Here is a 14,648-nt window from a genome sequence, read left to right as displayed (position 1 = left end):
ATCAAGAGAATAAATTTTTTATCTCATTTCGATAAAAATTCGAAATATAATTACGCTTAATATCCATTTTAATAGACATCTCTTTCCCTACTTCAAATGGCTTTTCTAAAAGCACAAATTTTAGTACCTGCTCAAAAGGTTTAAATCCATTGGCCCTATTAATAAGTTTTTTTATCTCATCACCAATAACTTTAAGAACAATATTATTTGCAATAATTTGTTGTTTATTAGTATCAAGAATTTTGTGTCCTATGCTCTCTAAATATTTATTTACCTCCTCAAAATTAGGAAGAATTAATGCACCTAAAAATTTTTGATCTTGCCCAACAACAACAGCCTTTTCAATAAGTAAAGATTCTTCAAGCTTAATTTCAATTGGAGCAGGCTCAATATTTTCTCCATTGTTTAAAACAATAGTATCTTTCTCCCTCCCTATAATCTTCACAACATTATCTTTTGACAATTTCACAATATCACCCGTATCTAAAAATCCATCATCACCAATAACTTGCCTTGTAGCTTCTATATCTTGATAATATCCAATCATAACTTGAGGACCTTTAATAAACAAAATTCCTTTCCCGGGTTTTTTAAGCTTAATCCCATTCTCATCTCTAATCTCAGCAATAGTTCCGGGTAATATTTTACCACTAGTACCAATAATTATCTTCCCATACTCATTAGATGCAACACCTGGAGATGCTTCTGTTAAGCCATAAGCATTAGCAAGATTAATACCAATTGCATTAAAAAACCTCACAACATACAAAGGTATACTACCCCCACCAGAAATACCAACAACAAAATTATTTCCTAAAATTTTTTTTATTTTCTTAAAAACAATCAAATTTCCCAAAACATTCACAGGAAATAAAATTATTACTCCCAAAATACTTAAAATTTTTTTGAAAGGTATTAATAAATCCAGTCCATTATCAGGATATAAACCTAAAATTATTCTACGACAAATATCATTAATACATGCAAATTTAACAAAAATCCTAAACAATAATCTTACAAAAAAGGTTTTTTTTGAAATCTCTTTAACAATATTTTGTCTTATTGCAATCCAAAGTCTAGGAACAGCAGCAATATAATGAGGATTAATATTTTTAATATCATCAAGCATATTTCTTGGAACAATATTTGAAAACAAACAAGTCATACCTTTAAGAAAAATATTATAAGAGAATGACCTTTGAAATGAATGCCAAATCGGCAAAATACACATAAATATTTGTCCCTCAGTAACACTAATCATCCTACTAAAACTAGACACCTGATAAAGAAAATTAGCATGAGAGAGCATTACCCCTTTAGGATTTCCTGTAGTACCAGAAGTATATATTATTGTTGCCATATCATTAAGACTAATATCATTGACAGTTTTAAAAATCTCTTCATCCTGTCTCACATTTTCTCCAATTAAAATACACTCTTTATAAGTATAAATTTCAAACTCACTAAAACGTAATTTATCTTTTGCATCCAAATCATCAATAACAATCAAAGTAGGTTTTAATTTAAACTTAAGCTTAATAATTAAATCAAGAAGATCTACATTTTCAACTATGATTATATTCGGAACAACATTATTAATAATTATTTCAGCCTCAAAAAGAGTAATATCAATGCCCTTAGGAACATCCACAGCACCTAAAGATAAAATTGCAAAATCTATAACACTCCATTCAACTCTATTCTCAGAACAAATAAATACCTTATCTTGATATCCTAAATTAATTTTCTTTAAAAATGAAGCAAATTTTAAAACATTATCTTTCAAATCAGAATAAGTAACTTTAAAATAATCTTTATTATTTTTATATATTTGTGCAATTCCACAACCATGCTTACTAGCAATCTCAAAAAAAGTCTTTACTATTGACATATGATCCTACTACAAACTCATCATAAAGAACATTACTAACAATTATAACATTTTAAATAACAAAATCATAATTTAATCTTATCTGAGAATATACTAATTAATAAAAGGCATCTTAATTTTATTTAATGCAATAATTTATAATATTTACCAAGTTCTCAAATTACTAACAAATATTTATAAAATAAAATTGTATAAAGTAAAAATTAATAAAATCCTAATTGCCAAGAACAAAAAATTTAATTCCCTCAGTAGGATATTTTTTACCCAAAATCTCAGTAATATTCTTTAATTTCTCTACAATAATTAACTTATCTGTATAAACTATAAAAATAAAATTCTCTTCAGGCCATACTTCATTACCCTGCCTTTCACCTTTTCTTCCTTTCCCTTTAACATTATATACTTTAGAATAATATATAATCTCTCCTAATTCCTCTTCTATACTAGTTATACATTCATGAAAATCAAATTCTAAAGAAAAGTTAGAAATTATTTCAACCCTATACACATATCCTCCATATCAACTCTCATCTTCGTTAATAAAAAAATCATCAAAATTGCCTTTAAATTTAACATTTCTATCAGTACCAATTTTAGAAATAGCATCATTATTTTCTTTTTTATTTAATAAGTCACATTTCTCTTTTTTACGATCTATTTTAAAGACAAAAAACAAGAATTTTATCAAAATAAAATTCTTTATAGAAAGCTTAGAAAAAGCTTCAAAAAGCATAGGAATAAAAAGCAAAGCCAAAAATGTACTAGCAATCATTCCACCAATAAAGGTAAAAGCAATTGGCTTGATAAGATCACTATCATTCGAATTTGAAAATGCTATTGGAAAAAGTCCTATTATTGAAGTTAAAGAAGACATCAAAATTGGTCTAAATCTAGAACGACCCGCTTCAACTATTGCTTCTCTAAGATTAAATCCTCTTTTAATCAATAAATTAATATAATCAACCAATACAATACCAGTATTAACGACAACACCAACAAGCATAAGCATACCAATAGCACTCAAAACAGAAATTTTTTCTCCTGATATAAAATAAATCAGTATAACACCTATTAAAGTCAATGGAATTGTAAATAGAATAATAAAAGGCTTTAGCAAAGACTCAAATTGTGCCGCCATTACTCCAAATACAAGCAAGACAGCCATTAAAATTATTATTTTAAATTGCTGCATACTATTTATAAATGAGTCGTATTCTCCTTCAATTTTAACCAATATACCATCCCTTTGTGGAACTTTATTAGTTACAAAATCTACTACATCTTCCGTAACAGAAGCTAAACTTTCATTTGGAGCAATACCTGCTGTTAATGTAATTACCAAAGATTGATCTTCTCGCAACAGACTACTAACTCCTTTTGTCTTTCTCAAATTAGATATTAAAGATAGAGGAACTTTTACACCAAATTTATTTATAACAAATATATTATCCAAATCTTTAAGACCAACAATATTACTTCTATTAAGCTTAAGCAAAATATCATAACTCACTCCATTTTCAACATATTTCCCTGCCGAAATTCCATCAATATTGGCCCCAATTTCTCTTGAAATAGTTTCTATATTAATCCCATAAGAATAAGCTTTCTCCCTATCTATATCTATATCAATTTGCGGCTCTTCTTGTATATTAAGTCTAGGATTTATAAGACTTGGAAATCTTTTCTTTAAAAGATTAATCAACGATTCTCCATATTCCTTTGCATATTCAAAATTCAAAGATGTAATTTTAATTTCAATAGGAGGACCGCCAAGAGAATTTCTATCTGATAAAGCATAAGAATTTAAAATAGGATAAAGACTCTTAACACGATTATCAACTCTATACTGAATCTCTCTCCAATCATCAATTTCTTCTGTTAAAGACAATAAAACTCTAAAATAAAAACCTCCTGAATCTATATCAGAAACAATACTTTTATAAGCCTTAATTTCAGTTTTTAAAATTTCCAAAACCTTATCTGAATATGATTTTGAAATATCCAAGCTTGTTCTATCTGGAAAACCAAAAGAAAAATTAATCACAGAAGGACGCTCATTAGGCATAAAAGATACATTTAAAAAAGGAAACAAAACTAAACTTACAATAAAACTACATATAACAATAAACAAAAAAACCAACTTATGATTCAAAACATAATTCAATAAAATAACATAAAATCTCTCTCCAAAAGCATAAACATTATGTAATAAACCATCAACCTTTTTAAATAATGTGTTTCTAATGGGTTTTTGAAAACTAGTATAAAGTTTAATATAGTAACTTGACAGAACAGGAACTAAAAAAACTGCGACAAACAAAGAAACCGTTAAAGATATAACAATAGTAAAAGCAAAATCCCTAAGAAAATCACCAATCATACCCAACTCTGCTTTAAAAATAAGCATAGGTGCAAATACACAAATCGACGTTAAAGTTGCAGCCATAATTGGAATCATCATTTCTTGTGTTCCAAGAATAGCAGAAGAGATAAGCTTTGCACCCTTTTGCCTATATCTATATATATTCTCTATAACAACAATAGAACAATCCACAACCATACCAACACTTAAAGCAAGCCCTGATAAACTCATGATATTTAATGAAATATTTGCAAAATACATTAAACAAAAAGTAATAATAATAGCTAATGGTATTGTAATGCCAATAATAACAGTTGCTCTAAAGCTTCTTAAAAAAAAGAAAATAATACATAATGCAAGAACTGCTCCTGAATAAGCTGAATGAGAAACAGAAGAAAGAGCATTCCTAATATGTTCAGCATTATCTTCAAAAACATCTAGAGAAATATCTTTTGGAAGTATAAGTTTAATTTTTTCAAATTCTGCATTTACTGCATTTGAAACATTAACGAAATTTGCATCATTTCGTTTTTGTATAGATATACTAACAGAAGGTTTATCATTATAATGTACATACTTTTTTTCTTTAAAAATAGTCTTAATACTTGCAACATCTCTCAACTTAACTTGCACAAAAGAATCATCTTGCAAAGAATAAGATTTATAAGCAATAACAACATCTTCCAAATCTTTAATTGAATTAAAATTCCCAGATATTTGTACTTGATATTGTAAATCATTGTCCAAGATCTCACCAACAGAAAATTCAACATTTTGCGAAGAAATAAATGGCACAATATCCGATAAAGTAAGTCCATATGCCTCCAACCTATTTTGAGACACTTCAACTACAATATGTTTGTCACCTCCTCCAGCAACATTTACAAGTCCAACCCCAGCAAGTCTTTCCAATCTAGGCTTTAAAAGCTCCTTTGCATACCTCGTAAGTTCTACAACAGATCTATCTGAATACATGAAAAACGATATTACTGGAATACCATCTAAACGATCTCTAGAAATCCTAGGCAAACCTGCGTCTTTTGGCAACAGACCTTTTGAAAACTCAAGTGTGTCTTTTACCTCATTTAAAGCCAAATCCAAATTGGTGCCATGATAAAACTTAAGCGTAATTCTACTATGCCCTTTAGAAGAACTACTAGTTATTGTCTTGATATTCTTTACTAAAGACAAATTGCTTTCTAAAATGCGTGTAACCTTTTCTTCAACTTCCTTTGCAGAACTTCCTGCATAAAGAGTAGAAACATAAAGATTGGCATCTTCAACATTGGGTAACAAATTAATATTTAGTCTTGAAAAAGTATAAATACTAAGAATAATCAATAAAGAAAACAATATTAGCATCGTTATTGGTTTATTAACAACTTTTTTTACTAACATAATTAACCTCAAAAATCAAATATTGTCTTCAACATCAAGTCCATCTTGAGTATCTACGATATCTACAAAAACTCCATCTGATAGCAAAGAAACACCTTCAGTCACAATCAAATCATCCTCATTAATACCATCCTTAATAGAAACAATATTATCCACTTCAAAATCTACTAAAGGAAACACTCTCTCCACTGTTGCTGCATCGGTATTCACCCTAAAAACACAAAGTTTACCCTCTCTTTCAACAAAAGCATGTTTTGGTATTTTAATCACATTTTTTGAATTCTTAGTAACAATTTTAAGCTTAACAAACATACCCACAACCATTTTCTTTGCAGTACTTCCTAAAGGCTCAAGATATACTTCAGCAGAACGACTCTTAAAATCTAAAATAGGAGATATTTCTGAAATCTTTGCCCTAAACTTTTCATCAGAATAAGATCCAAACTCAATAAGCGCATTATTACCAACCTTAATATCTAAGATATATTTTTCAGAAACATAAGTTTTAATTTGCATAACATCCATTTTTCCTATTAATGCAACACTTGTTTGAGGAGTAACTGTTTCTCCAATTTTACAATTAACAAACAAAACATATCCGGAAATTGGAGATCTTACAGGACTCTGCAAATAAAAAGAACCTGGCTTTGAAGGATCAAGCATTGCAATAACTTGTCCCCTCTCTACATAACTCCCAAGTTTGATATTAAAAGACTTTATTTTACCTGCAACATCTGGAAATACTTTGACCTTAACTTTAGTATCAACATCACCATTCAAAGAAATATAATCACTGATAGCTCCTCTTCGAGCCTTCATAACAATAACTGGAAACCTATAGGGTTTATCAATAACATCACCAGCAGTATTATCGCCAGTAACATCTTCTTGAATTTCGCTTCCTTCACTACATGACAAGATAAAAAATAAAAATAAAAGTAAAAAATAATACTTAATACAACCCCCTAATACTGCAAATAAAATTCATAAATATTCCTCCATTAATCCAATTTATTTATTAAATCTTTATACTCAAGTACTAAATTAGAATAATTTAGTTTATCTTTTATCAACTGCAAATCACTCTGTTTATAAGAAAGCTCAATATCATTTAACTTTATAAGATCTATAGTACCTGCATTAAAAGCATCAAAAGCTATCTGATAATTCTTTTTAGAAATCTCCAATGTCATTTTCGAATTATCTAAAATAGACTTATATAGCCTTATGCTTTTACGTTTTTGAACAACCTTAGATTTAAATTCACGCATTTTATTATCAATTTGATCTCCTAACATTTTCAATTGATAATCTTGTTTCCATATTTCTGTAAAACTTTTTGAAAAAGGCAAAATCTCGGTTAAGCTATAAGTTAATCCAAAAACAAAATGAAATCCTTGTTGCCCCAAACCAGAAAAACCACTACCAAAAGAAATATTTCCAGGATTATAAGACATTGAAAATGACAAGCTCGGCAAAAAGGCATCTAACCACAGACTATCAAGAGTAGTTTGCATGATTTTGACAAAGTTATTTAATTTTTTTATCTCTAAATCCTCATAAACATCTACAATTTCATTAAAAAATGAAACATCCAATATATCATCTGATAATTCACCTACAGTTTCAAAATCTTGCAAGACATCTAATCCTATTAACAACCTAAATTTTGACTTTATCTCCTCAAACTTAATGATTTGTTCATCCAAATTGGGCTGAAGCTTATTATATTTAAGTTTAGAATCAAGATAATCTATCTCGGAAATAAGACCATTATCATAAGCAATACTTACGTGTTCAAATTTAAGTCTCCCTTTATCAAGCTGCTCCTTTAAAACGTCTACAATCCTTTTAAAAGCTAAAAGTTCATTATATATTTTAAGAACATTCAACTTAATATCTTTATTAACTCTTTCTCTATCTATAACAACTTCATCATAATTAAAAGAAGCAAGTCTCATTTTATTAACAAAAGATGGTGATATTGAAAGTTCAGCAGAAACACCTAAACCCAAATGCCAATGTTCTCCTCTCGCATTTGACATAAAAGGATTTTGTCTTGAAATATTTGAAGAAAATCCCAAATTCGGCATAAAAATATTCCAAGATCTATCTTTATATAATTTCTTTATATTTTCTTGATATTTGGCATTTTTAGATTCTAAGCTATATTTTAAAGCCATATTAACGGCATCCATGGCAGATATTTTCATAACTTCTTCTGCATAAGATGGAACTGATAAAAGAAAAATTAATATTAAATGATTGTTATAAATACTTTTAATAAAATAAAATAAAATATTTTTATTAATAATTAATATATTCATTATGGTTCCTATATAATAACATAATATTATGATATACATTCGAATATTAAAAAAAATTTTTATAATGGTAAATTTAATCTTGATATTACTGATCAAAATATACCAAAAAACTTTTTCTAAAATAGTTGGTTTTTACTGTATATATCAACCCAGTTGCTCAAACTATGCACTTAATTGTTTAAAAAAATATAATATTTTAACTGCTTTCATACTAATTACACTCAGAATACTTAGATGCAATGCACTCTTTAAAGGAGGTTGCGAATCACTACCAACTAAAAATCCGATATTAAGTTCATTAAAAGAATTTAAAACAAGATTAATCAAATAAATTTTTATATTTATCAGGAACCCAATTTTTTATGTAGTCTTTATGAGCATCAACAAATTCAACAGCATTTTTATATTCTTGACCAGGCTCTTTATAATTTTTTTCTATCAAAGGCAATAACAAATCATCACCCCAATAAAAATTATCAAACAAATAATAAGCATCAGGATCACTTTCTTGAAGTCCTAGCTTAACAAGAGAATGAATACTTTCAGGACCTCCCATTGACAATAACGGATCATCTAAAAATTTAATATCATACTTGACAAATGCCCAATGAGGTTGCCACAAAGGCACTAAAATCCATTCTTGTTTATTAATGGCGGATTCTAAACTTGCAAGCATTACACTTTCACTCGAAGAGATAAGTTCATATTCTTCACTCAATCCATAACTATTAAGAGTTTCTTCTACAGAAAGCTGAGTACCTGCTCCTGCATCTATTCCTATCATTTTATTTTTAAATTCAGAACCCCTACCTTTAAGTTCCGAAATACTTGAAATCGTAACATAACTTGGAACTACAAAACCTTGTAATGTTCCCTCATAATTAGCACCAAGGTCAACAAATTTATCTTTAAATTTTTCATAATAAAACTTATCTGCTGTAGGAACCCATGCAGATACCATACCATCCACTCGTCCAGATGCCAAATACTGATACATTATAGATGTTGTCACAGGCAGTATTTCTACATTATACCCTATTCTCTCAAAAACAACTCTTACAATATTAGTAGCAATTGTTTCACCTATCCAATTAACATAAGCAATTTTAACCGATTTTAAACTTTTAAGATCACCATTATCAGAACTATCATCTTTACTACAAGCCACAAAAATTAAAACAAAACTTACAAAAACAGATATCAAAATACCTTTCATAAATCAATTCCCCCTCTATCCAACAAATACAAACAAAGTATTATTTGTTATACATTTCTAAAAACCTTTTGAACTTATTTTCTTTCTTAACCCCATAATTATCAGTATTTAAATAACTAAATTTAATAAAAATAGCTTGCATAATTCTATCTAAAATAATAGCTATTATCACAACAGCCAATCCAGATATTAAACCTTCAGCAAAATGCAACCTTTCAACAGAATATATCACGGTTCTACCAAGTCCTGAGGAACCAACCATTGCCGCAATCACTATCATAGATATTGCCATCATTATTGATTGATTAATCCCTTCTATTATACTCTGCAAAGCCAATGGTAATTGAATTTGAAAAAGAATACGAGCACTACTACTTCCAAAAGATTTTGCAGCTTCAATAACCTCACTTGGAACTTGAATAATTCCTAATCGTGTATATCTAATAACTGGGGGCATTGCAAAAATTATTGTAGCAAAAATTGCTGAAGACGTACCCGTATCGAAAAAAGATATGGCTGGTATCAAATAAACAAATGGAGGCATTGCCTGCATCAAATCCAGCAATGGTTTTAAAAACACATAAAACTTTGCACAATATCCACCCAAAATACCTATTAAAATTCCCCAAAGTACAGAAAAGAATACAGATACAAAGATAAGTGATATTGTATCCATAGAAACTTCCCAAAGATCAAAATATAAAATAAAACAAAAGCCCAACATAATCAAAAGTGCCAATCTTTTTTTCAAAAATAAAAAACTAAAAACACAAATTATCACAATAAAAAGAACAGGATTAATTACGATAAACAACCTTTTCAAATTTTCATAAAAAGAATCTATAACCTTAGCAAATCCAATACCACTAGAGTTTGCAAAATTATCAACCAAAAAATCAAATGCCTTATCTATACTACTAACTATAAAATCCCTATTCATAAATAACTATCTTGCCAATAAAGCAGAAATCTCTCCTAAATCAATATATCCAACAATATCACCTTGTTCTTTTGTTACAATCAAATAATCTAACTTATTTAAATATTTAACGACACTTTTTATCTCATCATCTAAATTTAAATTTAAAGAAATAACATGACTACATTTTTTACCAATAGAAATGTTATGCAATATAAAACTATCATTCTCTTTTTTAATGATAACATTAAATTGATCATTATATCCATAATGATCAAAATCAACTTTGATAATATCTTTGATTTTTAAAATATTTAAAACAGGAAGATTTTTAATAAAATTAGTTATAAATTCTGTCTTAGGTTCTCTTAATATTTCTAATGGTCTGCCTACCTGAATAATCTCACCATCTCTCATAAAAGCAATTCTATTGCCTAATTTAAAAGCCTCAATTAAATCATGAGTAATAAATACAACTGTTTTTTTTAACTTGTCTACCAATCTTAAAAGCTCACACTGCATCTCACCTCGAATTAAAGGATCAAGAGCTGAAAAAGCTTCATCCATTAAAAGTATATCAGGATTAACAACTAAAGCTCTTGCTATACCCACTCTTTGTTTCATTCCACCTGAAAGTTCATTTATATATTTATACTTAGAATCTTCAAGCCCAACAAGTCTTAAAATATCAAGGGCTCTTTGAATCCTAACTTTTTTAGGAATACTTTTAACTTCAAGGCCATAAGTCACATTTCTTAAAACATTCATATGTGGAAATAGCCCAAAATTTTGAAAAACCATTGCAAACTTATCTTTTCTCAAAGCAGAGAGATCCTTTTGATTAATATCATTCATTTCAATATTATCTACTAAAATAGAACCAGAATCTATTTTATGTATACCATTTAAACATCTAACAAAAGTAGACTTACCACAACCTGACATACCCATAATAACTAAAATTTCATTCTCATAAATATCAAGATTAATGTTTGCATTTGCAATAAAAACAGAAAATTCTTTGTAAATATCAGCTCTATCTTTACCATTCTTATAATTATTGATGGCCTTAAAAATTTGTTTTTTATTCTTATTATAAGAAAACGTTTTATAAAGGTTCCTGACTTTAACACTAGCTTTATACAAAGCAAACTCCTAATATTAAAACATAATTTTACATAAAGCAATATTATCGCACTTAAATATCAAATTTCAATTGACACAAATAAAAATAAGGGTCCTCTAACAGACCCTTATTAAAAAATCAAATTTATCTAAGCAAGGACAATATATATTGAGGCACTTGATTTGCTTGTGCAATCATAGCCATTGCAGACTGTGTCAAAATACTATTTGTTGTAGATGCTACAATTTCATCTGTCATTGCTGCATCTTTAATTTGAGCATAAGACGCTTTTAAATTTTCAATAGCATACTCTGTGCTAGCCTTAATAGATTCAAGTCTGTTTTGGAAAGCACCAAGATTTGCTCTTTGATCAGTTACCATTCTAATAGCATCTTCTATTTTTGTAAGTGACACATTAGCATCAACAGCAGTTGTAACATTAACTGGAGAGTTAACCCCACCTTGAGTTGGAGCTGCTGCTGGAGGAGTTGCTTGTGCTCCTTCTTGTTGTGCACCCTCTTGAGCTGGAGCTACTTGTTGAGCACCCTCACCTGAAAAAAGATTTGCAACATTAGCTGCATAAATATTAACAGCAATTGCTTCATCTTGATTTGCACCAACATGTACTCTTAATGTCCATGAAGCCTGTGAGCCAGATAATGATGCTGGTGTATTAATCTTTACAGGTTGCATTCCAAGCTCTTCAGCTGTTTTTACATGCTCAGCAGCTGATCTATTAGATAACATATGCATATGGTTATATTGTGCCTGATCAGCAATTCTATTGATCTCATCTGTAAGTTGCTCAATTTCAATCTGAATAGAACCTCTGTCTGCATCTGAATATGTACCATTACCAGATTGAACAGCAAGCTCTTTCATTCTTACCAACACTTTTTCTACTTCATCCAAATTTCCTTCTGTTGTTTGAATAAAATTTATCGCCTTTGAAGTATTTCTTGAAGCTTGGGATAATCCTCTAATTTGAGCATTAATTTTTCCAGCAACACCCATACCAGCAGCATCATCAGATGCACGATTAATTCTATGCCCACTAGAAAGTTTCTCTTGAGTTTTGCTAAGATTAGCAACATTAATAGCATTATTTCTTGAAGCATTTATAGCTGACGTATTATGATTTATGATCATATATCATTTCCTCCGTGATAAATTAATATAATTTTGATGTTTTCGACAAATCCATTTGTCGTCTTTTTAAAAGGATATCACAAAAACAAGAAAAAAATAAATACAATATTAATTTAAATTAAATTTGTTACTTGTTTTGTCTATATAAATTTAAAGACTTAAGAATTTCTTCCTGTTCTTTCATTCGCTTTACAGTAAAATCCAAAGTATTAAGTTCTCCTTCAACCTTTCTTTCTCTCTCTTCATATTTCTTTTTATAATCTTCAACCACATTTTTTTGATTGGGAATTCTAAAATCATAACTTTTTATCTTATTATAAATAAATCCCCCAGCACCTATTAAAAGAGACAAATAATCACCAAGCACCTTAGCAAGCCCATCATCATAAATTCTATCATCATTAAAATCAAACGCAAAAAACTCTTTAACTGAACTAATGTTACTTTGTAGAACCTCATTAAATTTCTTCTCATCAAGTTTTAAATAACGTGAAAATCCTTCTGATACAGACATAGAATTAGTAAAAACCCCTATCTGATTAATAAGCGAAAAATTAGGATCATTTGTTTTATAAACATTAAAAATGATTGATTCTAATTTTGATTTAAAATTTTTCAGTGTAAACTCACTTCTAAGAATTCCCAAATTTTTATAAGCCTCTTCCTTTTCCTCTTCATTCAAATAAGACCATTCCTCTAATACATCTGGCTTTTGACTATCCACATTATCTTCATTCAAACTTACAATATTAATTCCAGCCAAAACTTCATTATAGGCAATTAAAAAATCTAACAAAAGTTTCTTAATCCCCTCATAATCAGGTTCAACACGCACAACAACAGTATCATCTGATGACTGTTTTAAATTTAATGTAACATTTGGTATTAAATCATTAATAGTATTTGAATCTCGCTCAACATCAACACCATCAAACTTCACTTTCGCATTCTCTGCAAAGCTTTTGGCATTAATTGGCAAATGACCATCTCTGTTTTTTGGATCAAATACTTCAATATTTCGAATAACAAAAGCCTTATTATTTAATTTATTTTCAATATTAATCTCCTTTAAATCTAAAAGAGCCCCAACTTCAACTTCAACCTTTTCAAAATCACTTGCAACATTGATTGGAGGTAATTCTAAGGAACCTGTACCACTGTGAATCTTAATCATATTCATTTGAATATATTTTTTTTCTTTTAAAAAAGGCTTATAATCAGATTCAAGATTAATAATACTATCCTCACCTTCAACTTTAGCACCCTCAAATGTAGCCTCACCAGGATTAAAAACTATTTCATTTAAAATACCCTTATCATCCATATCATAATATTTAATTTCAAATTTAATTTTACTTCCCTTACTAATCTCAATATTTTCTGGAATACTTATTGCAATCTCTGAAAGAGGCTCTAAAACAATATCATCTTTATCAAGAAAAATTTTATTACTACTATTTTGTTGACTATTAACAATTTCCCTTATATTTGGACTAAAATTTGTCGTAAGCTCACTTAAAATGCCTATTTTTTTAGCAAGATTTAAAGCTTCATCTTTCATAATAAGTCTATTATTTTCACCTTCCTTTAAAGACTGCAAAATTAACCTACTATTCCCAGAACTATCACTCTTAACAATTTTAGCAGACAAAAATCCCTTACCCCTATTATTAACATCTCTAACAAGAGACTCAAGATCTCCATTATTTCTAATCTTAATTTCTTTTTTCCCAACTAAAAATGTATATTCTCCTGCAGGAATATTAATTTCTTTGTGTTTAAAATTTGCAGATAAGAAAACATCAGAACTTGCTACTTGATTAACATCGATTTTATAATTTTCATTTTTAGCCCCATAACGAGCAGAAACAGACAGAATATCATTATTGCTAGAATTACCCGACATATAATTAAAAGGACCATTAAGGGATGTAATTTGTTTTGCAAGAGAATTCAAAACAGATACCTTTTTATTAATTGTTTGCCAAGCACGTTTTTCCTGTTCTAAACTTTCAAGCTTTTGCACAGAAGAATCTATTTTAGCCTTATCAGGCTTAAGCATTGATTCACGGATTTCTTTGGTATTATATTTATTATCTACACCAGGAACAAAAAATCCAGAAGACATTACAACACCTCTTAAGTAGAAAGTTTAACATAAAAACATATAGATATTACATAAGAAATGATATTATACTTTAAAGTTAACAATTAAAATCTAATTTTAAATATAAATAAATAAGTATCTTTTAAAAAGATC

General features: G+C 28.7%; 11 protein-coding genes. 1 reads left to right on the top strand and 10 read right to left on the bottom strand.

Translation table 11 applies throughout. The annotated features are described in order from the left end of the window. Position 1 precedes the first annotated feature (1 nt). The 5 genes from U880_RS0108745 to U880_RS0108725 form a co-directional block, all read right to left on the bottom strand. Complete coding sequence (locus U880_RS0108745; RefSeq protein WP_024655647.1) at positions 2-1,891, bottom strand: AMP-binding protein; 1,890 nt, start codon at positions 1,889-1,891, stop codon at positions 2-4. Positions 1,892-2,105: 214 nt separating this feature from the next. Further along, entirely contained in the window at positions 2,106-2,399 is a 294-nt protein-coding gene (locus tag U880_RS0108740; RefSeq protein ID WP_024655646.1) for a PG0541 family transporter-associated protein, read from the bottom strand. A 12-nt stretch (positions 2,400-2,411) separates the two neighbouring features. Further along, positions 2,412-5,651 carry an efflux RND transporter permease subunit gene (locus U880_RS0108735; RefSeq protein ID WP_024655645.1) on the bottom strand — a complete coding sequence of 1,080 codons (3,240 nt, stop codon included), beginning with the start codon at positions 5,649-5,651 and terminating at the stop codon, positions 2,412-2,414. Between the two features lie 15 nt (positions 5,652-5,666). Beyond that, on the bottom strand, positions 5,667-6,470 hold the full coding sequence (locus U880_RS0108730) for an efflux RND transporter periplasmic adaptor subunit (RefSeq protein ID WP_038359744.1): 804 nt from the start codon (positions 6,468-6,470) through the stop codon (positions 5,667-5,669). 182 nt (positions 6,471-6,652) lie between these two features. Further along, positions 6,653-7,978, bottom strand: coding sequence for a TolC family protein (locus tag U880_RS0108725; RefSeq protein ID WP_024655782.1), 1,326 nt, complete (start codon positions 7,976-7,978; stop codon positions 6,653-6,655). Between the two features lie 28 nt (positions 7,979-8,006). On the opposite strand from U880_RS0108725, the gene yidD reads away from it, so the two are divergent. Further along, on the top strand, positions 8,007-8,309 hold the full coding sequence (gene yidD, locus U880_RS10980) for a membrane protein insertion efficiency factor YidD (protein ID WP_084543263.1): 303 nt from the start codon (positions 8,007-8,009) through the stop codon (positions 8,307-8,309). Here the strand turns inward: yidD and U880_RS0108715 are convergent. The 5 genes from U880_RS0108715 to fliD all read right to left on the bottom strand — a co-directional run bounded on the left by U880_RS0108715 (position 8,298) and on the right by fliD (position 14,516). Beyond that, entirely contained in the window at positions 8,298-9,194 is an 897-nt protein-coding gene (locus tag U880_RS0108715) for a glycine betaine ABC transporter substrate-binding protein (protein WP_024655643.1), read from the bottom strand. The two genes, yidD and U880_RS0108715, sit on opposite strands and share 12 nt — an antisense overlap. 40 nt (positions 9,195-9,234) lie before the next feature. Next, positions 9,235-10,134, bottom strand: coding sequence for an ABC transporter permease (locus U880_RS0108710; protein ID WP_024655642.1), 900 nt, complete (start codon positions 10,132-10,134; stop codon positions 9,235-9,237). Between the two features lie 6 nt (positions 10,135-10,140). Next, positions 10,141-11,259 (bottom strand): ATP-binding cassette domain-containing protein, encoded by a 1,119-nt coding sequence (locus U880_RS0108705; protein ID WP_024655641.1) that lies wholly within the window; start codon positions 11,257-11,259, stop codon positions 10,141-10,143. Positions 11,260-11,383: 124 nt separating this feature from the next. Beyond that, positions 11,384-12,388 carry a flagellin N-terminal helical domain-containing protein gene (locus tag U880_RS0108700; RefSeq protein WP_024655640.1) on the bottom strand — a complete coding sequence of 335 codons (1,005 nt, stop codon included), beginning with the start codon at positions 12,386-12,388 and terminating at the stop codon, positions 11,384-11,386. A gap of 127 nt (positions 12,389-12,515) precedes the next feature. Beyond that, entirely contained in the window at positions 12,516-14,516 is a 2,001-nt protein-coding gene (gene fliD, locus U880_RS0108695; RefSeq protein ID WP_024655639.1) for a flagellar filament capping protein FliD, read from the bottom strand. Positions 14,517-14,648: the final 132 nt, after the last annotated feature.

Origin of the sequence: Borrelia hispanica CRI (assembly GCF_000500065.1) — a bacterium.
Taxonomy (GTDB): Bacteria; Spirochaetota; Spirochaetia; order Borreliales; family Borreliaceae; genus Borrelia; species Borrelia hispanica.
The sequence above is the reverse complement of the archived record's forward strand: the minus strand, read 5'-3'. Positions and strand labels throughout refer to the sequence as shown.